This window comes from Paenibacillus sp. JDR-2, assembly GCF_000023585.1.
Taxonomy (GTDB): domain Bacteria; phylum Bacillota; class Bacilli; order Paenibacillales; family Paenibacillaceae; genus Pristimantibacillus.
Map to the genome: position 1 here is coordinate 2,447,930 of NC_012914.1, position 24,867 is coordinate 2,472,796.

28 protein-coding genes are annotated in these 24,867 nt (G+C 50.9%); 25 read left to right on the forward strand and 3 right to left on the reverse strand.

Going from position 1 to position 24,867, the window contains the following annotated elements:
* The first annotated feature begins 19 nt into the window (after nucleotides 1-19).
* From PJDR2_RS10570 to PJDR2_RS10610, 9 genes are all read left to right on the forward strand, one after another.
* A complete protein-coding gene (locus PJDR2_RS10570) occupies nucleotides 20-1,660 on the forward strand; it encodes an extracellular solute-binding protein (RefSeq protein ID WP_015843670.1) in 1,641 nt (546 codons plus the stop codon).
* Nucleotides 1,661-1,776: 116 nt separating this feature from the next.
* Complete coding sequence (locus PJDR2_RS10575; protein WP_083778255.1) at nucleotides 1,777-2,631, forward strand: ABC transporter permease; 855 nt, start codon at nucleotides 1,777-1,779, stop codon at nucleotides 2,629-2,631.
* An 11-nt stretch (nucleotides 2,632-2,642) separates the two neighbouring features.
* Complete coding sequence (locus PJDR2_RS10580) at nucleotides 2,643-3,524, forward strand: carbohydrate ABC transporter permease (protein ID WP_015843672.1); 882 nt, start codon at nucleotides 2,643-2,645, stop codon at nucleotides 3,522-3,524.
* A 42-nt stretch (nucleotides 3,525-3,566) separates the two neighbouring features.
* On the forward strand, nucleotides 3,567-4,697 hold the full coding sequence (locus PJDR2_RS10585; RefSeq protein WP_015843673.1) for a glycoside hydrolase family 88 protein: 1,131 nt from the start codon (nucleotides 3,567-3,569) through the stop codon (nucleotides 4,695-4,697).
* Between the two features lie 210 nt (nucleotides 4,698-4,907).
* Nucleotides 4,908-7,271 (forward strand): helix-turn-helix domain-containing protein, encoded by a 2,364-nt coding sequence (locus tag PJDR2_RS10590; protein WP_015843674.1) that lies wholly within the window; start codon nucleotides 4,908-4,910, stop codon nucleotides 7,269-7,271.
* 12 nt (nucleotides 7,272-7,283) lie between these two features.
* Nucleotides 7,284-8,894: an extracellular solute-binding protein gene (locus PJDR2_RS10595; RefSeq protein ID WP_015843675.1), complete on the forward strand. Its 1,611-nt coding sequence runs from the start codon at nucleotides 7,284-7,286 to the stop codon at nucleotides 8,892-8,894.
* A gap of 92 nt (nucleotides 8,895-8,986) precedes the next feature.
* A complete protein-coding gene (locus PJDR2_RS10600) occupies nucleotides 8,987-9,382 on the forward strand; it encodes a phage holin family protein (protein ID WP_015843676.1) in 396 nt (131 codons plus the stop codon).
* Nucleotides 9,383-9,456: 74 nt separating this feature from the next.
* The gene (locus PJDR2_RS10605; protein WP_015843677.1) at nucleotides 9,457-9,852 is read left to right on the forward strand and encodes a hypothetical protein; all 396 of its coding nucleotides are present in this window, start codon (nucleotides 9,457-9,459) and stop codon (nucleotides 9,850-9,852) included.
* Nucleotides 9,853-9,996: 144 nt separating this feature from the next.
* Nucleotides 9,997-10,386, forward strand: a complete 390-nt coding sequence (locus tag PJDR2_RS10610) for a cytochrome c oxidase subunit II (RefSeq protein ID WP_015843678.1) — start codon at nucleotides 9,997-9,999, stop codon at nucleotides 10,384-10,386.
* Between the two features lie 44 nt (nucleotides 10,387-10,430).
* Here PJDR2_RS10610 and PJDR2_RS10615 read toward each other — a convergent pair whose 3' ends face one another.
* A complete protein-coding gene (locus tag PJDR2_RS10615; protein ID WP_015843679.1) occupies nucleotides 10,431-10,688 on the reverse strand; it encodes a hypothetical protein in 258 nt (85 codons plus the stop codon).
* A 109-nt stretch (nucleotides 10,689-10,797) separates the two neighbouring features.
* On the opposite strand from PJDR2_RS10615, the gene PJDR2_RS10620 reads away from it, so the two are divergent.
* From PJDR2_RS10620 to PJDR2_RS10675, 13 genes are all read left to right on the forward strand, one after another.
* Nucleotides 10,798-11,085 (forward strand): Dabb family protein, encoded by a 288-nt coding sequence (locus PJDR2_RS10620; protein WP_015843680.1) that lies wholly within the window; start codon nucleotides 10,798-10,800, stop codon nucleotides 11,083-11,085.
* Nucleotides 11,086-11,110: 25 nt separating this feature from the next.
* Nucleotides 11,111-11,233 (forward strand): hypothetical protein, encoded by a 123-nt coding sequence (locus tag PJDR2_RS33480; RefSeq protein ID WP_015843681.1) that lies wholly within the window; start codon nucleotides 11,111-11,113, stop codon nucleotides 11,231-11,233.
* Nucleotides 11,234-11,237: 4 nt separating this feature from the next.
* Nucleotides 11,238-11,684 (forward strand): DUF86 domain-containing protein, encoded by a 447-nt coding sequence (locus tag PJDR2_RS10625; RefSeq protein WP_015843682.1) that lies wholly within the window; start codon nucleotides 11,238-11,240, stop codon nucleotides 11,682-11,684.
* 49 nt (nucleotides 11,685-11,733) lie between these two features.
* Nucleotides 11,734-12,414: a helix-turn-helix transcriptional regulator gene (locus tag PJDR2_RS10630; RefSeq protein WP_015843683.1), complete on the forward strand. Its 681-nt coding sequence runs from the start codon at nucleotides 11,734-11,736 to the stop codon at nucleotides 12,412-12,414.
* 113 nt (nucleotides 12,415-12,527) lie between these two features.
* Nucleotides 12,528-12,989 carry a DUF948 domain-containing protein gene (locus PJDR2_RS10635; protein ID WP_015843684.1) on the forward strand — a complete coding sequence of 154 codons (462 nt, stop codon included), beginning with the start codon at nucleotides 12,528-12,530 and terminating at the stop codon, nucleotides 12,987-12,989.
* Between the two features lie 26 nt (nucleotides 12,990-13,015).
* Nucleotides 13,016-13,411, forward strand: a complete 396-nt coding sequence (locus tag PJDR2_RS10640; RefSeq protein WP_015843685.1) for a YtxH domain-containing protein — start codon at nucleotides 13,016-13,018, stop codon at nucleotides 13,409-13,411.
* Between the two features lie 181 nt (nucleotides 13,412-13,592).
* Entirely contained in the window at nucleotides 13,593-14,402 is an 810-nt protein-coding gene (gene racE / locus PJDR2_RS10645) for a glutamate racemase (RefSeq protein WP_041613406.1), read from the forward strand.
* A gap of 106 nt (nucleotides 14,403-14,508) precedes the next feature.
* Nucleotides 14,509-14,988, forward strand: a complete 480-nt coding sequence (locus PJDR2_RS10650) for a MarR family transcriptional regulator (protein WP_015843687.1) — start codon at nucleotides 14,509-14,511, stop codon at nucleotides 14,986-14,988.
* Between the two features lie 142 nt (nucleotides 14,989-15,130).
* A complete protein-coding gene (locus PJDR2_RS10655; protein WP_015843688.1) occupies nucleotides 15,131-16,363 on the forward strand; it encodes an MFS transporter in 1,233 nt (410 codons plus the stop codon).
* Nucleotides 16,364-16,476: 113 nt separating this feature from the next.
* Nucleotides 16,477-17,373, forward strand: a complete 897-nt coding sequence (locus PJDR2_RS10660; protein WP_015843689.1) for a M14 family metallocarboxypeptidase — start codon at nucleotides 16,477-16,479, stop codon at nucleotides 17,371-17,373.
* A 73-nt stretch (nucleotides 17,374-17,446) separates the two neighbouring features.
* Nucleotides 17,447-17,683: a hypothetical protein gene (locus PJDR2_RS10665; RefSeq protein WP_015843690.1), complete on the forward strand. Its 237-nt coding sequence runs from the start codon at nucleotides 17,447-17,449 to the stop codon at nucleotides 17,681-17,683.
* A gap of 61 nt (nucleotides 17,684-17,744) precedes the next feature.
* Nucleotides 17,745-18,047, forward strand: a complete 303-nt coding sequence (locus PJDR2_RS10670; RefSeq protein ID WP_015843691.1) for a heme biosynthesis protein HemY — start codon at nucleotides 17,745-17,747, stop codon at nucleotides 18,045-18,047.
* Nucleotides 18,048-18,133: 86 nt separating this feature from the next.
* A complete protein-coding gene (locus tag PJDR2_RS10675; RefSeq protein ID WP_041613407.1) occupies nucleotides 18,134-19,558 on the forward strand; it encodes a PDZ domain-containing protein in 1,425 nt (474 codons plus the stop codon).
* Nucleotides 19,559-19,629: 71 nt separating this feature from the next.
* Here PJDR2_RS10675 and PJDR2_RS10680 read toward each other — a convergent pair whose 3' ends face one another.
* Nucleotides 19,630-21,702, reverse strand: coding sequence for an LTA synthase family protein (locus PJDR2_RS10680; RefSeq protein WP_015843693.1), 2,073 nt, complete (start codon nucleotides 21,700-21,702; stop codon nucleotides 19,630-19,632).
* Between the two features lie 20 nt (nucleotides 21,703-21,722).
* Complete coding sequence (locus PJDR2_RS10685; protein ID WP_015843694.1) at nucleotides 21,723-22,859, reverse strand: THUMP domain-containing class I SAM-dependent RNA methyltransferase; 1,137 nt, start codon at nucleotides 22,857-22,859, stop codon at nucleotides 21,723-21,725.
* Nucleotides 22,860-22,984: 125 nt separating this feature from the next.
* On the opposite strand from PJDR2_RS10685, the gene PJDR2_RS10690 reads away from it, so the two are divergent.
* From PJDR2_RS10690 to PJDR2_RS10700, 3 genes are all read left to right on the forward strand, one after another.
* Nucleotides 22,985-23,611 carry an O-methyltransferase gene (locus PJDR2_RS10690; RefSeq protein WP_015843695.1) on the forward strand — a complete coding sequence of 209 codons (627 nt, stop codon included), beginning with the start codon at nucleotides 22,985-22,987 and terminating at the stop codon, nucleotides 23,609-23,611.
* A gap of 204 nt (nucleotides 23,612-23,815) precedes the next feature.
* Nucleotides 23,816-24,346 (forward strand): type IV pilus modification PilV family protein, encoded by a 531-nt coding sequence (locus tag PJDR2_RS10695; RefSeq protein ID WP_015843696.1) that lies wholly within the window; start codon nucleotides 23,816-23,818, stop codon nucleotides 24,344-24,346.
* A complete protein-coding gene (locus PJDR2_RS10700) occupies nucleotides 24,330-24,857 on the forward strand; it encodes a PulJ/GspJ family protein (RefSeq protein WP_015843697.1) in 528 nt (175 codons plus the stop codon). Before PJDR2_RS10695 ends, PJDR2_RS10700 begins: the two co-directional genes overlap by 17 nt.
* The last annotated feature ends 10 nt before the right edge of the window (nucleotides 24,858-24,867 follow it).

Consider the following 24,867-nt stretch of genomic DNA (forward strand, 5'->3'; position numbering starts at 1 on the left):
ATTAAACGGAGGTAGGGTCATGAAAAAATGGGTAGCAGGTTCACTCAGCATCGCTTTGCTGGGAACAATGCTTGCAGCATGTTCTTCCAATAATGATAAGAACAGCGGCAGCGCGAACACGGGCAGTAACGGAAACAGCTCGGCGGAACAGCCGGCGGAAGCAACAACGTATCCGATTAAGACAGATAAGACGCTCTCGTATTGGGGGGAAATTAACGGTCAGCTGATCGGCGTGAAGGAATCCCACAAGGATATTCCGTTCTTCCAGGAATGGCAGAAGAAAACCGGCGTGCCGCTCGAATTTACGGAGCCGCCAACCGGTCAAGTCAAGGAAGCGTTTAACGTGATGCTCGCATCCGGCAAGCTGCCGGATATGGTGGAGTACAACTTTATCGGCGACTTCCCGGGCGGTCCCGAGAAAGCGATCCAGGACGGTTACATCGTGAAGCTGAATGATCTAATCGATAAATACGCGCCTAACCTGAAGAAGTATCTGCAGGAAAATCCGGACATCGACAAAATGGTGAAAACGGACAGCGGCAGCTACTACGCATTCCCGTTCATCCGCGGCGACGAATACCTGCGCGTCTTCCAAGGTCCGATTATCCGCAAGGACTGGCTGGATGAGCTTGGCCTGCCGGTGCCGGAAACGATCGACGATTGGACGGCGGCGCTTACCGCATTTAAAGAGAAGAAAGGCGCGGCGGCACCACTTACGTTCAACAGTAAGCCACGCTTCTTTAACGACGGCGGCAACGGTGCCTTTATGGGCGCGTTTGGCGTAACCCGCGGCTTCTATCAGGAAGACGGAAAGGTCGTGTTTGGTCCGGAGCAAGAAGGCTACAAACAATACCTGGAGCTGTTCCGCGACTGGTATTCGAAAGGTCTGATTGACAAGAACATCGCAACGGCGGACACCAAATCGGTTGACGGCAACATTGCATCCGGCTCAACAGGCGCTTCGATCGGCAATGCCGGAGGCGGTATCGGCAAGTGGCAGCCGCTTGTTGAAGCCAAGGATCCAAAAGCCGTTCTGGTCGGCGCTCCTTATCCGGTCCTGAAGAAAGGCGACACGCCAAAATTCGGCCAGCATAACACCGCTTATGCATCCGAAGGTACGGTAGCGATTACGACGCAAGCGAAAGACCCTGAGCTCGCCGTGAAGATGCTTGATTACGGTTATAGCGAAGAAGGCGGCTTATTCTTCAACTTTGGTACGGAAGGCGTCAGCTACAACATGAAGGACGGCTATCCTACTTACACCGATCTTTTGTTGAAGAACCCGGACAAGCTGGCTCCGGCACAAGCGATCTCGCTTTATACACGCGGCAGCTACAACGGTCCGTTCGTTCAGGACAAGCGTTATGCCGAGCAATTCTTTGCTCTTCAGTCCCAGCGCGACGCGGTAACCACTTGGCAAAAAACGGACGCGGCGAAATACCAGCTGCCTCCGATCACGCCATCGCCGGACGAAGCTTCCGAGTACGCGGCAATCATGAACGATATCAACACGCTGGTAGACGAAATGTCCCTGAAGATCATCCTGGGCACAGAACCGTCCGATGCGTTCGACAAGTACGTAGACAAAATGAAATCGCTCAATCTGGATCGCGCGATCGAAATTCAGCAAGCGGCGCTTGACCGTTACAACAGCCGGTAATAGATACAAGAGAGGAGAGGGCTTTGAAAGCCCTCCTTCTCCCTCAATAAGGAGTGAGGCATGTGGGGAAAAACCGCTTTATACGCGATTTTAAGCTAAATAAACTGCTTTATCTGATGATGCTTCCCGTCATCGCGTATTACCTTATTTTTCATTATATTCCCATGTACGGGGCGTTAATTGCCTTCAAGGAATACTCTCCGATGAAAGGCATCCTGCACAGCGATTGGGTTGGCCTCAAGCACTTCCATGATTTCTTTGGCAGCTATTACTTTACAAGGATCCTTAAGAATACGCTTGTCATCAGCTTGTATTCGTTAATCTTCGAGTTCCCCGCACCGATTATATTGGCGCTGCTTATTAACGAGGTTCGCAACAAGACATTCAAACGGGTAGCCCAAACGATTACGTATATGCCTTACTTCATCTCTCTCGTAGTCATTTGCGGGATCATTACGGACTTTACGAACGCTGACGGCATTATCAATAGATTGTTTATGCTGATTGGGTATGACGGTCAAGCGATGCTGCAGAAGCCGGAGCTGTTCCGTCCGATTTACATTTTGTCGGAGATCTGGCAGCGGATCGGCTGGGAATCGATTATTTACATCGCGGCGCTGATGAGTATCGACCAGGAGCAGTACGAAGCGGCAAGAATAGACGGCGCAAGCCGGATAAAGCAGATATTCTTTATAACGCTTCCGGGCATCCTGCCGACGATTACGATCATGTTCATCCTCCGGATGGGCAATATGCTGAATGTTGGCTTTGAGAAAATTATTCTGTTGTACAATCCGGTTACTTACAATACGGCGGATGTCATCTCGTCCTTCGTCTACCGGAAAGGTTTATTGGAATTTGGATGGAGCTACAGCTCGGCAGTCGGATTGTTCAACTCCGTAGTTAACCTTGCCTTGCTAGTAACCGCCAATTATATCAGCCGCAAGGTTAATAAAAGCAGCTTATGGTGAGGTGAGAAAGAGTGCAAATGAAGGCGACTTTATCCGAGAGAGTGTTCGATGTCGTTATATACGCCGTCCTGATCCTCCTCATCGTGTCGACGTTATATCCGCTGCTCTATGTTTTGTTCGCTTCCTTCAGCGACGCGGGGCAGCTTGTAGCTAATAAAGGCATCTTGTGGCATCCGCTTGGATTAAGCTTTGATGCGTATACGAGCGTGTTCAAAAATCCGGGCATTACGACCGGTTACAAAAATACGCTGTTTATTCTGGTATGCGGTACGGTTCTCAACCTGATTATGACCGCGCTGGGGGCGTATGTCTTATCCCGCAGGGATGTCATGTGGAACAATTTGTTCATGGGCATGATTCTGTTAACGATGTTTTTCAGCGGCGGTCTGATTCCGCTCTATCTCGTTGTAAAAGGCGTAGGCCTCTTGAACACGTTGTGGGCAACGATTGTTCCGTTTGCGATCAGCACGTTTAACCTGATCATTATGCGTACCGCGTTTAAAGGGATTCCGGAGGCGCTTGAGGAATCGGCCAAAATCGATGGAGCCAACCACTTTACGATTTTGTTCCGGATTATCATTCCTCTCTCGATGCCGGTTATCGCGGTTATGATTCTGTATTACGCGGTAGACAAATGGAACGGCTGGTTCTACGCATCGATCTTTATCCGAAGCCGCGAGTTGTTTCCGCTGCAGCTGGTGCTGCGCGAAATTCTGATTGCGAACTCGACGGACAGCATGGCATCGGGCGCTTCGGCAGGTGATCGGTTCCAGATTGGCGAAACGATTAAATACGCGACCATTATGGTAGCTACGGTTCCGATTCTATGCGTCTATCCGTTTGTACAGCGCTTTTTCGTCAAAGGCGTTATGGTAGGCTCGGTTAAAGGCTGATTTATTTCATAGTCCAAGAGAATAATCCGGGAGGCAGGGAACATGCAAGCAAGTTCGGCTCAAAGCAAGTTGGATCTTTCGCGCATCTGGAAGAATCTTGAAGAGAAGGTAGGCCGCATGATCGTTCAAATCGGGGAGAAATCCCCGCATGTAGCCAAAGCAGACGGCATTTACGATGATCAAAGAATCGACTGGTGGACTTCGGGCTTCTGGCCGGGTATCCTGTGGCTGATGAACGAAGCGACCGGCGACGAGAAATATAAGGCGGCAGCCTGGAATTGGGATGAGCGGCTGGAAGCGCAACTGCTTCAGCCCAACTCCTTCGACCATGACGTAGGCTTCCACTTCCTGCCGACGGCGGTTGCGAAATACCGGATCACCGGTGACAAAGACGCGCAGCGCCGCGGCTTGTTCGCCGCGAACTTTATGGCGGGACGCTTTAATCCGAACGGCCGGTTCCTCCGCGCCTGGAATGGCGACATGCATGGCTGGTCTATAATCGATACCTGCATGAATCTGTCGCTTTTATACTGGGCATCGGCCGAGAGCGGCGATTCGCGCTTTGCGCATATTGCCAGCGCGCACGCGGATACAGTGTTGAACTATTTTATCCGCGAGGACGGCTCGGTGAACCATATCGTCTGCTTCGATCCGGAGACGGGCGAATTCGATCAAGTGCGCGGCGGGCAAGGGGCAGCGCCTAATTCCGGCTGGAGCCGCGGCGCTTCCTGGGCTTTGTACGGAATGGCGAATACCTACCGTTATACCGGCAAAATCGAATATTTGCGCGCGGCTCAGCGCGTTGCTCATTATTTTATCGCGAATCTGCCGGAGGATCATGTTCCGCATTGGGATTTCCGCGCGTCGGAGCAGATGGAGGAAGAGCCTCGCGATACGTCGGCCGGAGCGATTGCCGCTTCGGGACTGATCGAATTGGCAGCTCTGCTGACCGAGAAGGAAGGCCGTATCTACCGCGAAGCGGCAGAGCGGATTCTGGAGTCGCTTTCTTCGAATTACGGCACATGGTCCGAACCTTCGCATGAAGCGATTCTGAAGCATGGCACCGGCCATAAACCGGCTGGGCAAAATGTGGACGTGTCTCTCATTTACGGAGATTATTTCTTCGTTGAGGCGATTGCGAAGCTGAACGGCTGGAAGCAGCGCATGTTCTAATACTGATTATCGCTAACCGCACAGATAGCCCGATTGGATTATTCCAACGGGCTATTTGTGCGGTTTTCGGGCTTCAGTAGAGCTATCGTCAATCGTTTTGCACATATTGCAACTTCCTCTGGCGCCTTTTGTATGCGTATAATAGGGATCTAAAGCTGGCAAACAACATGAGCAATCCTAACATTTACGCACAGGCGAGGAGATCTTGGTTTGAATATTCGATCCATATGGCAGAAACGGAAGAGCATTATCGTAACCTGGCTGATTTCCTATTGCGCGGTATTATTCGTACCGATACTAATCAGCTTAATCGTATATTCGCAATCGAGCGCGGCGCTTCGAAGCGAGATTCACCGTGCCAATGATTCGCTGCTCAAGCAGGTTGGCTATACTATCGATAATCAGGTGGACCAGATGAAGCGCCTGACCATGGAGCTGACCTGGAATGCAAGGCTTCAGACCTTGATGTATTCGAGCAGAACGGAAGCGGATGCGCAATTCGACGCTTATCAGCTCGTGAAGGAATTTCAAACCTATCAGACCTCTTATGCCTCGATAGATGAATTTTACGTCACCTGGGAGCGGGAGCATGCGGTGCTGCGATCCGGCAATGTCCGCGATATGAAGACGGCCTTTGCCACTCTTCACGACACCGGCCGGATGAGTTATGAAGATTGGCTGGCTGCCGTTGAGACCTCGGAGCATAACCAGTTTACGCTGCTGCCGCTTATGGATGCGGGGGCTACGCAGTCTTCTATCGCTTATATTACTCATTTGCCTAAAGATCTGAACGGCAGGCAAGCCGGCACGGTAGTGGTCATGTCGGATTTAGCCAGATTCCAGAATGCCATCAAGAGCATCTCCGGCTTCAGCGGAGGGTACGTTCTTATTCTGAACCGGAATAACGAGGTGCTGCTGTCCAATCTGCCGAAGAAGCAGGGCGAAGAGGTAATCCTGCAGAAGGTGAGGAGCGGCGGTGAAGAAATGCCGACCTCGATGAAATCGGGAGATTCGGAAATCTTTTACCTGCAATCGTCCGTATCGGATCTGAAGTACGCGCTGGTGATCCCTAGCAGCATTTATTGGCAGAAGGCTGAATATGTCCGGAAGCTGACGCTGGTGAGCGTTCTGATCAGCGTTATGGGAGCAGGCGTGCTTACCTGGTTCTTTATGCGCCGCAACTATTCCCCGATTCAGAAGCTTGTAGAGTCGTTAACCGACAAAAATAACGAAGAAGAGCATACGGAATGGAATGAGCTGAATTTCATTCAGCGGGCGGTCAGCCGGACGAGAAGCGAGAAGGACAACATCGCCATGCAGCTCCAGATGCATCACAACGTGCTGCGGTCGAATATGCTCAGCAGGCTGCTGAAGGGGCGTCTGGATTCGCCAATTCCTTACGAGGAAGCCTTCAAGACGTACCGCATGGAGCAAATCTCGGACGATTACGCGGTTATTTTATTTGTTATCGAAAATGATGAAAGCCTTTACGAGAAGCTGCCGGGCATTGATGACAATGAACGGAGAAGATTCCTTCAATTCATTATCAGCAATGTCGTGGAGGAGCTTGCGGGGCGTTACGATCATGCGGGCTACGTGGCGGAAATGGACGACATGATGGTCTGTCTCGTGAATTTGTCCTGCGGCAGCGGGGATGAAGAGCAATACAAGAAGGATCTGCATGAGATCGCGACGGAAGCGCAGCGCTTCCTGAAGCGTTACGATATGGATCTTACGGTGGCGATCAGCGGCAAGCACAGCGCCTTGCCGGGCATTGCAGCCGCTTACAGCGAAGCGGTAGATGCGATGGAATACAAAATGGTGCTTGGCAAAAAAGGCATCATAGCCTATGACGATATCCGCAAGACGCCTTCCGATGCCGTTCAGTTCGGTTATTACTATCCGCTTCAGGCGGAGCAGCAATTGATTAATCTGATCAAGAGCGGCGATTTTGAACAGGCTTCCGCTTTTATGAATGAGATCACGGAACGCAACTTCAGGCAGCCGATGATGAATCTGACGCTCGCCAAATGCTTTATGTTTAATCTGGTCGGGACGATGGTGAAGGCCATTAACGAGCTTGGCGACGGCAAGGGCAGCGTCCTGAACGATAATCCGAATTGGATGAACAGCATTATGGCTTGCGACACGGTTCAGGAGATGCGGCAGGAGCTTCATGCTTTGTTAAGGGATGTATGCGCTTTCGCATCTACAAGGCTCGAATCCAATATGACGCATGAGCGTGCCGAGTCCATCCGCGATTTGTCGGCCCGCGTGGCCGGATACATTGGGGAAAATTACGGCGATTCAAATATGAACGTCAATACGATAGGCGAGCATTTCGATTTGAAGGGCAGCTATTTATCCAAGCTGTTTAAGACGCAGACAGGTGAGGGGCTGCTGGACTATTTGCATAAATACCGGATTGCAGAGGCTAAGCGGCGGATGACGGAGCTTCAGGAATCCGTCAATGAGGTATCCAAGGCGGTTGGTTATAACGATGCCGCAACGTTTATCCGGGTATTCAAGAAGTACGAAGGCATAACACCTGGAAAATATAAGGAAATGAACTAGGGGGATATCAGAATGAAGAACTTTCGCATAATTACCCTCCTCCTGATCATCGCCTTTTCGCTAAGCAGTCTTGCCGGCTGCAAGCAAACGGGCAATAACGGACAAAATGCAACGGCCGAGGAGAAGGAGGACAAGCAATCGCCGGCTTCAGGCGAGACATTGACTTATTGGGCGGAATTAAACGGCAATGCCGCAAGTGTCAAGCCGCGGTTTCAGGACGTCCCCTTTTTCCAGGAATGGCAGAAGCGTACGGGCGTGAATCTGAGGTTCATTCAGCCTCCCGCCAACCAGGCGAAGCAGGCTTTGAATGTTATGCTGGCATCGGGCGAGCTGCCGGATATGATCGAATATGAGTGGGCGACCTTCCCCGGCGGGCCGGAGAAAGCGATAAAAGACGGCTATATCCTGAGGCTGAATGATCTGATTGATAAATACGCCCCGAATTTGAAGCGGTACTTAAGCGAGCATCCGGACATTGACAAGCAGATCAAGACGGCAGACGGCAGCTATTACGTGTTCCCCTTCATTCAGGGGGATTCTCGCCTGCGGACATACCAGGGTCCGATTATCCGCAAGGACTGGCTGGAGGAGCTGGGCTTGTCGGTTCCGGTGACGATTGACGATTGGCATACGGTGCTGATGGCATTCAAGGAGAAAAAAGGCGTACAGGCGCCGCTTACGTTCCTTAGTACGCCTAGTCCACTGTTTGGCGTGGAAAATGGCGCTTTTGTCGGGGCATTTGGCGTGAAGAAAGGGTTCTACCTGAATGGCGGGCAGGTCAAGTTTGGTCCGATCGAGCCGGGATACAAGCAGTTCCTGGCCTTGTTTCACGAATGGTATGCGGAAGGGCTGATTGACCGCAACATTGCAACCGTGGATACAAGAACGATCGATTCCAGCATGCTGAACGGAAGAAGCGGCGCGAGCATATGGAATGCTGGATCCGGGATCGGGACGTGGCTGCCGCTGGTGAAGGAGAAGGATCCTGGCGCAGAATTCGTAGCCGCGCCGTATCCGGTCCTTCATCAAGGGGATCGGCCGATGTTCGGACAAAGAGTGAATCCTTATATGAGCAGCGGCGGTGTCGCGATATCTACGAAAAGCAGCCATGCCGAAGAGGCGGTTCGGATGCTTGATTACGGCTATGGAGATGAGGGGCATTTGCTCTTCAACTTCGGATTAGAAGGCGTCAGCTATACGATGCAAGGCGGTAATCCGACATATACGGATCTAATCCTCCATAACCCGGACAAGCTTGCTCCGTCCCAAGCGATTGCCATGTACAGCAGAGCGAGTTATTTTGGCCCGTTCGTTCAAGACGTAGCTTACATGGAGCAGTATTATATGCTTCCGGAGCAGAAGGAGGCGGTGAATATATGGGCGGATACCGACGCGGAGGAGTATATGCTGCCGCCGGTACAGAAGACCGAGAGGGAAAGCGCGGAGTTCTCCGCCATTATGCAGGATGCCACGACACTCGTGGATGAAATGTCCTTGCGCATTATTCTGGGAATTGATCCTCTCGATTCGTTCGATGATTATGTCGCCCAGCTCAAAGCGCTGAATATTGACCGGGCGATCGCGATACAGAAGGCGGCGCTTGACCGCTATAATGCCAAATAGCCCGTTTGATAGAATGTGCACCATTCGAACAAGCAACCCTTATTTTTTCTGCATAAAATAGATAGATTACTTGCAGAAAGGGGTGACGAGAGATGCAGTTAGTCATGGTGTGCTCGGTTAGCGGGATTATCGGCTCTGTGATTACGTTTGCATTCGGCGGATGGATGGAATCATTAACTCTATTGGTAGTTGCCATGGGCATTGATTACGTGTCAGGCTTAACCGCATCAATTAAGGAAGGGAGAGGTTTGAACAGCTTCTTCGGTGCCTGGGGGCTGGCACGCAAAGGAATGATGCTGCTCGTCATTCTTCTTGCGCATCGGATTGATATTTTGCTTGAGCTGGATAATATAACCATGGGGGCAGCTATCTATTTCTATATAGCGAATGAGATCATTTCTATTATAGAAAACTACGGCCGGATTGGTCTTCCGCTTCCCGACCGCATACGCAAAATAATTGAAGTGCTGAAGGATAAAGAGAAGTAACATTAGGGTTGCGTTGTACAAGTGGTGTTCGCTATAATGAGAACAGGTGTTCGATTAATAGGGGGCGATAGCAAATGGCTATCCGGTACGCTGATGTACAGGTGCGCGAGCGCGAGGCTCCGGCCTATTCGGCAGAGGACGAAACAACGCTTGTGCAGCGCTATATCCTGCTTGGAATCGTGATGCTTGTATTGGATCATGATATAAGAGTAATGGGGACAGGCGCCATTAAGCTTCCGAGGCTGTATGAATCGCTGCTCCGCGGCATACAGGATCGGGTATTGCTGGAGCAGGCCGCGCTGCGCATGCAGTTCAGGAAGGCCGGCATCAAGCTGATGGAGGAGCGCAGGTTGAAGGATGGTCTGGAGACGATCTACATATGCCGCGGCAGCACAGAGCGCTGTTATCTGCCTTGGAGCTATTTGAAAGCAGAATCGGAGCAGGCAATTAAGCAATACTTTAAAAGTTAAAGTCACAAAAAGTTCATTATTTTGTCATATTCGGGAAAAAACTTTTCCTGATTCTGCAGTTTAATGTTGAGAACTTCGGACGATCTTATGTAATATAAGAATTAAACACTAAGACAATAAGATCGCAAAGGGGAGCACGTAGCAATGCACAAATGGATCATGTTCGTACTATTATCAGCGGCATCTCTTCTCGGGGTATACTTGCTGACATTCGGCCTCCCAGCCAAACCGGTAGACGAATCTGCTTCACTTCCTGAAGGTACGGTACTCGTTAAAGTTGAAGCGAACAGCGACTTTACTTACGGTCAAGAGGAATACCATGTGAAGGTTGGCGACAAAGTTATCCTTAAGCTGCAAAATAAAAGCGGTATCCATGGTTTGAAGATTGAAGATCTGAACGTTGATCTCGAAGGCGATAATCTCGAGACAAACCTGGAATTTGACAAGCCAGGCGAATACGTAATGCATTGCTCCGTCCCATGCGGCGCAGGTCATGCGGATATGAAAGCAAAGCTTATTGTAGACGCGGCATAATGATAAGGAAAGAGGAGCCTCAGGGCTCCTCTTTCGATTTGTATTTATGCTCTATCGCGGTCGCGGCTTCTGCCGCGTTCAATCAATCTGTCGGCAATAAACCCAAGAAGAGCCCATGTTGCGACGGTGAGTACATACATAAGAAGAACGTTTACTTTATGGATGTCGACGAACATGTCCACGATCCATGCCGGAGGGCTAAACATGAAAAACACGAAATTATGCGGGTCGTAACCGGTTGAATTATAAACACATAGGGCAAGACCTATGAAGGTAGCCACAAACATAACGGGATAGCGCATAACGTACCGATCCTTTCTCAGGCTAATGTTGCCGTAATGCGACTGCTTGGGTTATTATGTGACAAAAGGATATTTGTCATTCGACAAGTTGAAGGGAGCATGACCATTTATGATTACGCATATCGTATTGTTCAAGCTGAAGGACGGAAGCAGTGAAAATGTAGAACGCACGGCTCAAGTATTGCGGGATATGGAAGGCAAAATCGACGAGCTGAAATCGATCGAAGTTGGACTTGACGTTATCCATTCGGCACGCTCTTACGACATTGCTCTGATCACGAGATTCGAGTCGATGGAAGCGCTTGAAGCGTATCAGGTTCATCCCGTACATCAAAAGGTCATCGAGCATATTAACGAAGTTCGCGAAGCTGCTGTTGCCGTTGACTTCGTAAGCTAATTGGACAGGGGAGCGCGAACCGTTCATGGGAGACGTCTTTGAGATTATGACTTATTTGATCGTGATCCTCATCAGCAGCGTTGTGATGGTGGCATGGTTAAAGAAAAAAGGAAAAAAGAAGAAAGCAAGGCTGAAAGCGGGCGAATAAAGACATGTATTATGTAAATAAAGAACAAATTGCAGTTAGATTAAAGGCTATTCCGGATATCGCAACGGCGCTTGAAGCATTGGCTGCAAGCTGGCAGGGTACGCTGCTTGAAGGTCTGGCACAGGAGCGGGCTTTACACCTCGCGATTGAGACCGTTACGGATGTCGGCAGTTACCTGATTGACGGTTTTATTTTAAGGGATGCCAGCAGTTACGAGGATATTGTGGAAATTACCGGAGAAGCGGGCGCTTTCCCGGAAGCGATGCAGCCTCTGCTTATCGAGCTGGTCAAGCTCCGCAAACCGCTTGTTCAGGATTATTACAGCTGGCCTAGAGCCGAGCTGCATGCCCTGACGAGGGATATTCCGGAGCAGCTTCGTTTGTTCGGCGAGTCTGTACAGCAGTATTTGGAGCGCGAGCTGCAAGGCGAATCCGATTTACGAAAAGATTGAAATACGTTACAATGACCCTAACAATGCCTGCAAAGGTGGTGATGGGTTGATGCTGGAGAAGCAACGCGCGATGGAAACGGAATCCCGCAGCGTGGAAGGAACAACACGGGGCCGGATATTGTTCTTGCTGAAGACAAACGGCCGATTAAGTGCGGGACAGTTGTCTGGAGAGCTTGGAATAACCGAAATGGCAGTAAGGCGGCATATGTACGCACTCGAGCGTGAGGGCAGCATCGGCATCGTCTCCGTTAAGCAGGGGATGGGGCGGCCGGTACACGCTTACGAGCTGACGAGGCTTGCCGATGACCGCTTCCCGAAAAATTATAATCTTCTTGCGCTTGATTTGCTTGAGGAACTGGCGGAAGACCCCGAGACGGCAGGGCTAATTACCCGCATGTTCGAGGGACGCCAGCAGAAGCTGCTGGACCGGTACGAACCAAGGATGACCGGCAAAAGCCTGTCGGAGAAAGTAACGGAGCTGGAAGCGATTCAGAATGCCGGCGGCTACATGGCTAAGGTAGAAGATAAGGATAACGGTCAATACGTTCTCCATGAATATAACTGTCCGATTGCGCAAGTCGCGGGTAAATACGAGCAGGCTTGCAGCTGCGAGCTTTCCTTGTTCGAGTCCTTGCTCCAGACGAAGGTGGAGCGGACGGAATGCCTTGCCAAAGGCGGGGGAAGATGCAGCTATACCATCGGAATTAAACATCTGGCTAACGGTTCTTAACGGACCGTTAGCTTTTTTTATTGTCCTTCTTTGTGTCAGGTCAAGCCCATGCTGCTTATAATGGCAATACGAAATGGGCATTCGCCCGCTTAAAGCAAAAGGAGGGAATGGTCATGACGGTTATGGAATGGAGTGCGCTGATTGCTGCCATCACATTTGTAATTCTTGCTGCGGGCCTCTTGATCGGCGTTCGTACTGCGCTTACCAGGCTGTCGCAGCTGCAGCTTCAGGCGGAGGCGATGCAGGCGGATATCCGGCAGACTTCCGGTAAAATGGGAGCTTTTGCGGATACGGCCCAGCAGACGGTCAACACCGCGCATCTTCAACTGCAGCAGGCGAACCGGCTGTTTGAAGCGGTCGGACAGATCGGGGATACGATCGGACATACGACAACGGCGATTCATCGCGTGTCCAGCGTTGTTTCGCAATCCGCAGTCAAACATGCGGAGAGTGCGGCGGCAGAGCGGCAGGCGAGTTCCATGCTTGAATGGATGGAGCTTGGTATGGCTTTCTGGCAGCAATGGCAGACTAACCGTAAACGTTATGAACCCTCCAACAACGGGCAGGGCGAATAGCTCTAATTTGAAGGGAGCGATTTTTCATGGCATCAAGTAAACAAACAAAAGGGTTTCTGTTTGGCGCAATCGCAGGAGGTATCATTGGTTCGGTGACGGCATTATTGTTCGCGCCTAAAGCGGGCAAGGAGCTGCGTCATGACATCTCGGAAGGCGCAAGAAGAGTTCAGGAGAATACCGTTAGGGCGGCAGGTCAAGTATCCGATACAACGGTTAGAATCGCGAAGCAAATCGGCAATCAGGCGACTGAGCTGGCTGATACGGCAAGAGCGGCAGCGGGAGCCGCTGTATCCAGCGTGAAACAACGCCGCGCCGAGCTGGCAGAATCGGTAGAGGAAGTAACGGATGAAGCAACGGATAGTTTTGAAGATGCCGCGGAAGAAATTTTCGAAGACGCAAAAGAGCTTCAAACCATCAACTAATTAAGTCCCCGGACGTACCGGAATCGGTTGCTGCAATCACCCGCGACATCCCCTGCGATTTCCTTGAACCTTATATGGAATTGAGATAAGATGATGGAGGTACATTTTTGTGCCTCGTTTCATATAGTATTGAAGCTTCAAGGTCTCTTTTACATCAAAAGTTCAAGAAAGCGGTGTGTTTGTGCAGCAACCGATTGCGATACTAGACTCAGGCGTAGGCGGCCTTACCGTTGCCAGAGAGGTCATGCGCCAGCTGCCGCGTGAAAAAATCGTTTATTTTGGCGATACCGCCAGAGCTCCTTACGGTCCTCGCGACCCGAAGATTGTGACTCGTTTTACGCGTGAAATCGTAGATTATTTAATTCAATTTCGTCCTAAAATGATTGTTATAGCTTGCAACACCGCAACCGCATTTGCTTTGGAAGAAATACGCGCAATCGTGGATATCCCCGTGGTTGGCGTCATTAAGCCAGGAGCAAGAGCGGCGCTTGGCCGGACGATTACGGGCTGTATCGGAGTAATCGGCACGGAAGGTACGATAAAAAGCGGCGCTTACGAGCATGCTCTACTCGAAATTTCTCCTGATGTGCATGTCATTAGCGAGGCTTGCCCTCTTTTTGTTCCGCTTGTAGAGAAGGGAAATTTCCGTTCTTTACAAACCTATGAAACCATCCGCAGCTCGATAGGCCACCTTCGCAAATTCCCGATGGACAGCTTGATTCTGGGCTGCACCCACTATCCGTTTCTCGCTGATGTTATTCAGGAGGTTGTTGGTCCCGACATTAACCTGATCAGCTCGGCCGACGAGACTGCGCGAGAAGTAAGCGATATCCTGCAGGATCAAGGGATGCTGTCTCGCGGAGAAATCTTGCCGGTCCATCAATTTTTCTGCAGCGGGGAACCGCAAATGTTTAAGTCGATTGCCCAGCAATGGCTTGGGGAGCAAATTGAGCTGACTCCTGTCGTATGGCAGGTGCCTCAGATCGGATAACAAATAACGGCTGTCCTGATTCGCGTTCCAAGGCGAAAGCGATAAGGGCAGCCTTTAACAATTTCATTTATACATAATTACTCTAGCGGGGATGGGAGGACAAGCCATGAACAAGGAAGACCAGGTCATAACGGGTTTCAGGGACTTATATAACAAGCTGGTTTGGCTAAATAAAACGAAGATGGAAGTCAGTCTTAAGGGGTATAAGTCTTCTGAAGTGCATTGCATCGAATATATAGGAAGGAACGCGGATTCCAACGTCACAAAACTTGCGGAATCCTTTTATATGACAAGCGGCGCTATAAGCAAAATGACGAAGAAGCTCATTCATAAGGGCTTAATCCAAAGCTATCAGAAGCCGGAAAATAAGAAAGAAATCTATTTCAGGCTTACGGAGCAAGGGAAAGCCATTGATAAAATCCACTATGATCTTCATAAAGAGTTTCAAGAACGGGATAAAGCCGTATTCGATCAGATCACCGAAGAACAATTCGAAGGAGTTCTCAGGTTCGTAGAAAAGTATAGCAATCATTTGGATGCGGAGATAAAGAAACAAGGCTTGGATATGAAGTCGGAAAATGAATAATGAGGAACGCGATACGCACGCAGCCCAGCTCTATTGAGCAAGGGCTGTTTTTTTATTACAATCAATTTTGTTGACAAGGAAGCAAAATCGCGTTACGATGTTTTTGCTTCCTAGGAAGAAATAATGATCAAGGAGAATTCAAGTGAATATACAGAAATCGCAGCATGAACCAAACTCAGAACCAACCGTTGACAAGCACGCCTTGATATTTGGCCTTATCTCTGTATTTCTTTGCGGGCTAGGGTTTAGTATTATAACGCCTGTTGTCCCATTTTTAGTGCAACCTTATACTAGCAATCCGAGTGAACAAGCGATCTTTGTTACGCTTCTAACTTCCGTTTATGCCGTCTGCGTGTTTTTTGCGGCCCCCGCGCTAGGCGCTTTGAGCGACAAATACGGACGCCGTCCGCTGCTCTTAATCTGTCTGCTCGGTTCCGCAATCGGTTATTTCGTATTTGGCTTGGGAGGAGCCCTGTGGATACTCTTTGCCGGACGCATCATAGAAGGAATAACGGGCGGGAGCATCGGCACGATCTTCGCCTATTTTGCTGACATCATCCCTCCGGAGCAGAGAACCAAATATTTCGGATGGGTGAGCGCCGTTGTTGGCGTCGGAACCGTTATTGGCCCTGCTCTAGGCGGGTTGATTGCCAAGCTTGGTTATTCCGCCCCCCTGTATTTCGGAGCCGCAATTACGTTGTGGAACGTGGTGTACGGATACCTGTTTATGCCGGAGAGTCTCAACAAACATCATCGATTGAAGCAGATTACCTTCGTCAGGCTGAATCCATTCATGCAGCTTGCAAACCTGCTTTCCATGAAAACCTTAAAAAGGCTGCTTGTCTCCGCGTTCTTGCTTTGGATTCCGAGCGGATCCTTGCAAGCCGTCTTCTCGCAATTCACAATGGATGCTTTCAACTGGAAGCCTGCCGTAATCGGACTCATGTTTTCCATAATGGGGATCCAGGACATCCTGTCGCAAGGCTTCATCATGCCCAGGCTTTTGAAAAGGCTCCATGATAAACAGATCGCCATTCTCGGAATGGTCTCGGAGATGATCGGCTACAGTTTTATTGCTGCATCGGCCGTGTTCTCCTTTTATCCACTGCTTATCGCCGGCATGTTTATATTCGGGTTTGGCGATTCGATCTTTGGCCCTTCCTTCAACGGAATGCTCTCCAAATCAGCCGATTCCAGCGAACAAGGAAGGATTCAAGGCGGCAGCCAATCCATTCAGGCATTAGCAAGAATGATCGGCCCAATCGTTGGAGGTCAAATCTATGTGATGTTTGGCCACGCCGCTCCTGCTTTTATGGGAATGATCCTTATTGCAGCGGCAATACCCGTTCTATATAGGAGTACGCAAGCGACATGACGATATTTGATATGCGCGGATTATAAGCCCCGGCGTTGGCATGTGCTGCAATTCGCATGAATAGCATGATAAAAGGTTACAGCCAATGTTCGATAACAAGGGGGAGTAGCGGCATGGAAGAGCTCGTAAACGGGCAATACGGGTACCGGGACACGGTGGCGGATTGCGACAGATTGATGCGTACTTATCCTTTTGTCCGGGGATACGTCATAGGGCATAGCGTGCTTGGCAGACCCATTGTGGCGCTCAAATGCGGGGAAGGCACGCGGCGTATCCATATGAACGGTTCCTTCCATGCGAATGAATGGATTACCACTCCGCTGCTCATGCGGTTCGTTGAAGAATGGGCCGTGGCATGCGCGCAGAATGGTTCACTGTTCGGGGAACAGGCTTGTCAGCTGTACCGGGAGTCGGAAGTATGGATCGTTCCGATGGTGAATCCCGACGGCGTTCAGCTTGCGCTCGAAGGCATTGACGAGGCGAATCCGTTCCGGCAGCAGTTATTGCTGTGGAATAAAGGCTCCGAGCAGTTCGATCAATGGAAAGCGAATATACGCGGCGTGGACCTGAATGACCAGTTTCCTGCCCACTGGGAAGAGGAAAGGCTTCGCAGAGGAATGGAAGGGCCGGGTCCACGCGATTTTCCGGGTCCGTTTCCGTTAAGCGAGCCCGAGGCTCAGGCACTTGCCCGTCTAACGCAATCGCTGCAATTCGACTCCGTGCTTGCTTTACATACGCAAGGCGAGGAGATCTATTGGAATTACCGGGAATACGAGCCGGAGCACGCTGAAGGCCTTGCGGACCGTCTTGGCGAGGCAAGCGGCTACAAGCCGGTAAAGCTTACGGGCAGCGATGCCGGGTATAAGGACTGGTTCATTCAACGATTTCGCAGGCCGGGCTTTACGGTTGAAGCGGGTAATGGCGTGAATCCGCTGCCTCCCGGAGCGTTTAACGGCATTTACTCGAAGATCGGCCCTTTGTTGACGGAATTTCTGCGGCTGCACCGCTGACGGACATAAAGATGATTCCGGGGCACACCTGTGCTATAATGATCGGCAAAAGCTGATGAAGGTGGTGTGCCTCATGCGCAAATGGTTCTCGCTCCGGCATTGGAAGAGCACATTTGTCCGGATCTATAAGCTGATAATCTCCAGAGAAGTGGCCCTTACCGATAAATTATTATTTCTTGTGCCGGTTATTCTATATTGGGTGCTGCCCGACGCGCTTCCTTTTGTCCCGATTGACGATATCGCGGTGACGATGCTGCTAGCCGAATGGTTTGCCCGGAGAATGGAGAAGAAGTATAATAGGATCAGGTAATGTTAACCATTGGGTTGGTATATGCTTACGAATTCACAATTCTTTTTAGGAGTGGAATAGAATGAATGTCAAAATTACGCGCAACGCTGCGAAAGTACTGAAATTGGAATTGGACAAGCCTGAGAACGAAGGCAAGAAGCTTCGCGTATACGTAACGCATTCTCATGGCGACCATGCGCATTACGGCATGGCGATTGACGAGCCTAACGAGAAGGACGTTGTCGTATCGACGGATAAAGAGATCGACGTTATCCTGGAGAAGGACAACGAATTCCTCGACGGCGTACGTGTTGATTACTTCTACGTGCCGGAAGAAGGCTTTGCGGTAACGAACCCGTCCAAAGGCAACAGCGGCGACCACTAAGAGCAGGAATAGATACGATTGGATTTGAAAAGACTCAACATCAGATGTTGGGTCTTTTTATCAATTGAGGGGGAAGGTACATACAGATGGCTCGTCATGCTCGTTATTATTTGGCCGGAATCATTGCGGTCATGCTCTTTATCCTCGCCGCAGAGCTGATCTGGCTGCCCGCGCCGCTGCAGACCTCCTCCGGCATGCTCTGGATCGATATGATTGACGATCTGCTGTATGGCCTTGCCGTTATCCCATTGTTATGGGGGATCGGGGCACTGATCGGGATCAGGCGGTTATGGACGGAGCAGGGCAGATTAAGCGGCAGAAAAAGAAGATGGCTCCTGCTTACCGTCCGCACGCTGCTTCTTGCGGTAAGTGTGGTGGGAGTTGTATTCTTGCTCGTAAAACCGGATGATCTCTTGATCGGCCTTGGCGTACTCGCGATTGGTCTGATTCTGCTGTTTATTGATCTAATCTGGAGCGATACCGTATACCGAAGGCTTGCGGGCAGAGGCGATAGGCTTAGATGGCCTTGGCGGAGCCTGATGGGGCTTGTCCTGATGGCTGCGCTATTTGCCTGCTTGGCTTTTCCTACGTCTTATAATGTCACCTATCCGGGTCTAACGATGGGCATGAACCGGTACGCGCATGTAGACGGAGGCAAGCCGGCAGGCAGCATCAGCGGCGTGCTTGTCTTTGAACGAATTGCCGTGCCTGCGGATTGGCTGTATGCCAAGCTTCTGCCGATGTACAGCTTTGAGAAGAGGAGCAAGAATGAACCGCCGTTAACCGAGTCTTACACGGAAGTTGTGCAGATGAAGCAAGGTGCAGATGACGTCGCGGGAGCTATCGCAATGGGCAAAGCGGGGATTGGCAAGGGGATTGAGCTCACCGGCGCCCGCGTGCTTGCCGTTGCGGATAACGCTCCGTCCAAGTCCTTGATTAAGGCGGGCGATGTCATTATCGCGTTAAACGGCAAGACGATCCGCAATATGACCGAGCTGACGGATTATATGGCGAACCAGGTTAAACCGGGCGATCCTGTTGAAGTAACGCTCCTGCGGGGCAAAGAGACGATTAAAGTTCAGGTTCCGACGGGTGAAGCGGAGGCGTCGGGAGACTTGCCGAGACGCGCCGTATTTGGCATCGGAGCAGAAAATGACTGGCATGCGGATATCCCGCGCCAGATTGCTTACCATCATTACATTGCGCATATCGGCGGACCTTCGCATGGCGCCATGCTGACGCTTGCGCTTATTGATCAGCTGACACCGGGCGGAGTAACGCATGGCGTACGTGTAGCCGGCACCGGCACCATCGAGCCGGACGGCTCGATTGGCCTTGTTGGCGGCATCCCGCAGAAGGCCTATGCCGTCAGCCGCACCGATGCCGAAGTGTTCTTCGTGCCCGCCGCATCGCTTGAGGAAGCGAAGGAGGCGGCGCCGGCGCTAAACATCGTGCCGGTGAAAACCATCGACGAGGTGCTGGATTGGCTGAAGGCGCACGCGAAGGAATAAGGGATAAAAAAAGGCTGTCCCCTCATGGTCGATCGACCTGAGGGGACAGCCTTTTTACTGCGTGAGCGGCGTTACTTGCCCGCGCCGCTTGTATTCACGGCGGTTGCCGCGCCGCCGTCCGCGCTTGCCTCTACGGCGGCTGCGCGGAAGGATGCGATCAAATCATGCTGCACGATTTGATCGGACATGGACAGCTCGGTGCGCGCGTCTTCGACCGCACCGAGGCATTTCTGCACATCGCCAAGCTTATTCGCGGCGATGTTCCAGCACTTTCCATTCTCGGCAACGGCATCGCCGGAAGGCATGTAGTAGACGGTGCCATCGGTGAAGGCGCCGTTCCTTTGCACGACCAGCTTGCTTTGCGGCTGGCTTGTCAGGAGCGGCTGGCCAAGCAGCGTCATGTCAGCCGTCGAGATGCCAAGCAAATGCAGGATCGTTGGCGTCACATCAAGCTGTCCGCCTACGTTCGCATGCGTGCCGGCGTATTTGCCGTCAGGCAAATGGACGATAAACGGTACCTGCTTCAGAATCATTTCCCGCTGCAGGTCGTTCAGCGGCTGTCCAAGGAAGGTCTCGAACAAGCTCCAATCCCGGATCGAATTGTCATGGTCGCCATAGAAGGCAACGATCGTATTGTTCCAAAGCCCTTCAGCCTTGAGCCGGTCGATGAAGGTGCCAATGGATGCGTCCACGTAATGAACGGCCTGCAAATAGTCGCCCATAATCGTGCCGTCCAGTTCGCCGACATTCAGCTTCCGTTCCGATTCCGGCATCGTGAACGGGTAATGGCTGGATAACGTAATCAGGAATGAATAGAACGGCTGCTGCTCCTTCGCCATAAGATCCACGGACTGCCGGAAGAACGAATTGTCGCCTAACGACCAGCCTACCGGCTCGTCCATTTCGTAATTCTTTTTGCTATAGAACGTATCGTAGCCCATATTGGCGTACATCGTGTTCCGGTTCCAGAAGCCGCCTTCGTAAGCATGGAATGCGGCGGTTGCATAACCGTTGTCCTTAAGAGTACTTGTCATGCAGTTGTACTGATGATTCGGATACTGGATAAAGACGGAGCCGCTCATCATTGGCTGCAGCGAGCAGTTGCTTAAGAAATCGGCGTCCGAAGTCCGGCCTTGGGCCGTCTGGTGGTAGAACTGGCTGAAATACGCGCTTTCCTTCACCAGCTTATTCAGATTCGGCGTAATTTCCTGGCCTCCGACCGATTTGCCGATCATAAAGTTCTGGAAGGCTTCCATCTGTACCACGATGACATTGCTGCCTTTGTATTCGCCAAACGTAGGATCCGATTCAAGCGATTGGCGCTTATCGCCGCGGGCTTCCGTCCACGCCATCGCCTCCGCCGTTTCTTCGGCTGAAGCTTGCTCGGAGTCGATCCAATGCAGCTTCGCATACCGGTAGACATCATAACCGTGGAAACCAACGATACCGGTGACATTATACAGCGAGACGTTCCACCAGTTGCCGTCGAACAGACCAAGCGCCCATGTTTTTTTCGCTTCGTTAACATTGCCGATCGACATCGACATCCCGATTGCGAAAATCGCGGCGCTAACGGCTATTCGAATAACGGCTTTACGCCAAAACGGCGTTTTCCGCTGGGAAGAATAGCCGTATCCATAGCCATGGGAATCTCTGCGGAGATCCGAACGGCCTTTCCAGATCACATAGACTCCAAACGGAATGATCAGCAGCCAATCTACTCCAAGCAAAAAGTCTTTCGCATGCATTAACGTCCCGATGCTCTCGCCAAGCGAATCTACTTGATTCGCCTGCAGAAGCACGGGTACAGAGATAAAGTCCTGGAAGTAACGGTAGTAGATTAAGTCTGCGTACATGATAAACGATAACAGCAAATTCAGCGCAATCAGGGCAATAATACGGCCGCGGGTCGGCAGCCAGAACGTCCAGAAGGTGACTAGAGCCAGCGTGCCGATGGCAACAACGGTATCATAGCCGTCCATATCCATATTCGGAACATGGATTAACTTGTTGAACCACAGCTGCTTTAACAACATGACGATAAAAAATAGGATAACGTCGACGCCTTTAATGCGATTCATCCATTCCAGCGAGAATCGCATCAAGCGGCGTACGGCGTTCGGTTTTTCGGTATAACTTAACATAAACGTAAAAATCCTTTCTCTTATTTCCGGGGAGGCAGCGGGCCGAAGAACTGGTAGTAATTGCATTGGATGCGGCCGTTAAACAGCTTGCGCTTCTTATCCGCTGGCTTGCCGAAATAATGCTCGACGCTTGCAGACGGGCTGATGGCAAAGAAAGACCATGTCGGCAAATAAAGCGCGGAACGTCCGAATTGCATCAATGCCATTTCCGCATCCTTGTCGTCGCCTAAGCGTTCGCCATATGGAGGGTTCGTAATAATGACGCCATAATCGCCTTCAGGCTTGATCTTTGCCACCGGCATAACCTTTAACTTAATTTCTTTGCCAAAACCTGCCTTTTTAACCGCGGCTTCCGCAATTTCTATGGCATAAGGATCAATGTCGGAGCCTGCGATTTGCAGAGGGATATCATCCTTCACGGCGTCAAAAGCTTCTTCACGCGCTTCATCCCACAGCTCGTGAGGGACAAGCGGCCAGCCTTCCGCGTCAAACGAACGGCGAAGGCCGGGGGCGATATTCCAGGCCATCATGGCAGCCTCCACGAGAATCGTGCCGGAGCCGCAGAACGGATCATACAGCGGACGCTCAGGGGTCCAGCGGCTGAGGTCAACAAGGGCTGCAGCCATCGTTTCGCGGATTGGCGCTTCGGTCGATACTTTGCGGTAGCCGCGCTGGTGGAGACCTGCTCCCGTTGTATCAAGCGTCAGCATCGCCATATCGTTCATAAGCGTCACTTCAATAACATAACGGCCGCCGTCCTCGTGGAACCATTCGGTGCCGTAGCGGTCCTTCATTTTCTCGACTACGGCTTTCTTGACGATACTTTGGCAGGCAGGAACGCTGGTCAGCTGCGACTTCTGCGAACGGCCGTTAACGGGAAACTCCCCGTCTTCCGGAATCCATTCCGGCCAATCCAGTGCTTTTGTTCCTTCGAAAAGCTCTTCGAAGGTTGCTGCTTTGAATTCGCCCATATTTACGAGAATGCGTCCCGCGGAGCGGAGCCACAGGTTTGTGCGGCAAATATCGATCGGCTGCCCGGTGAAACGGACACGGCCGTTCTCCACCTGAAGGTCTGTGTAGCCGAGATTTTTCAGCTCGCGCGCAACGACCGCTTCCAGTCCCATCGGTGCGGTAGCGATCAGATTAATCGTTGTCATGATTACAATTCTCCCCTTACCTGTGAAAACATAAGTTGTATCCACACGGTCAAAATCATACAATCAAGTATAGGACAAAGAGGGTAGGTTTTACAAATTGTAAAAATAGAGAGGTTGAGAGTAAATTGACAGACGAACAATATGTTGACGGGCTATATGGCGAAGATCAGGACCTTGTCCGTACAAAAAAAGGGATTGCCGACCGCGGCATGCCCGATATATCGATTGCTGACGGATACGGCAGGCTTCTGACGATGCTCGCCAAGATGAATGGGGCGAAGAAGGCGCTTGAGATTGGAGCGCTTGGCGGATACAGCGGGATCTGCATTGCCCGGGGTCTAGCCGATGGAGGATTGCTTACTTCATTAGAGCTCAAGGCGGAATACGCGGAAGCAGCCAAGGTGCATATGACGGAAGCGGGTCTTGGCGATGCCGTTGAATATATAATCGGGGATGCCCGGGAAAGCCTCGTGAAGCTGCAGGAAGAAGGAAGAACATTCGATTTCTTCTTTATTGATGCCGACAAGGAAGGTTACCCGGTTTATCTGGAGCATGCCATTGCGCTCTCCAATCCGGGTGCGGTCATAATCGGCGATAACATTCTGCTGCGGGGCCGCACGACGGATTCGGCCAAGGAAGGTCCGTCCGTAAAAGCCGTCCGCAGCTTTAATCAGCAAATTGCAAGCGACGAACGCCTTATGAGCACCGTTCTCCCGGGGTATGACGGTCTTGCGATTGCGATCGTAAAATAAAGACAGCGATATAGAAGAGCAATGATGCTGCGCGGCATCGTTGCTCTTTTTTGTTTCGTTTACGTATAGTTCTTTAGGCTTAATTCATTTACCTTGGATCTATGAAATTAGTATCACTCTTCATGGTAAAAAAAGCTAGATTATAGTAAAATGGAAATAGTTTTATCCTCAGAAAAAAGTAGGTAGATCGTAGGTGCTGATGATATGAAATGGATTCGGAACGGCAATAAGGAATCCGGTTTAACCTTGGTTGAAGTACTGGCTGCCCTAGTTATTTTATCCGTTGTAAGCCTGGTGCTGACTTCCTTCTTCACGAATGCACTTACCTATGCGAAAGGCAATCAGAGCAAGACGGTTATGGTCAATCTGGCCCGCAATACGTTGTTTTATATGGAGAAGCAGCGCTTTGAACCCATCCAGACTTACTTCTCGAATACCTCAAACACGGCTATCAACTGTCCATTAACCGGATGCGATGCCCCAGTGAGCCAGCTGTCCGAAGATTCGGCTGTCTTGCAGCAGATTCTGAATCCCAATATTAACGGTGTGCAGTATACCATTTCCGTAATCTATCAGAGAGATATGCATAACGGGATGCTTCACGATGTGGACAAGAAAAACATGGCAGAGGAGCTGCTGCCCGTTCTGGTGCGGGTAGAGAAGGCTAACGGATCAGCTAGCGCACGTAATGCGGCGGAAGTGGAGGGATATATCGCCAGTGAGAGAGTTCGTTAAGAAGTGGCGGAGCGAAGAGCGCGGACTGACGCTAGTGGAGCTGATAGCGGCCATGACGTTGCTGTCGATCGCCGCGGGAATTATTTTTTCCGTCGTTACCTTTGGCATGAATACCTATAACCGGATCGAAACGGAGAATGCTTTGCGGGATGATGCGGATCTCCTGATGTCCTCTATTATTACGGAGCTGTATGCTTACGGGCCGGATCTGATTTCGACGAATGCAGACGGCATTACGCTGGTACGCGATGTAGGAACCAGGGAAGAACAGCAGATTTTTATCCGGGATAAACAGCTTCATATCGGCAGCAGAACGGTGGATACCGGATCGGATGTGGATATGCCGAGTCAGACGGATCCATCTTCATCTGATGCCTCATCCATTGAGCTTAAATGCAAGACGAATGTAACGGAATGCAGCAGCGGTCTCATTGAAATCCGGCTGGTGCTTGAGCAGAATCATAACGGGCGTAATCAGCAGCTGACTCTGGAAAGTAAATTCGGGTTTTAGGGGGAAGGGT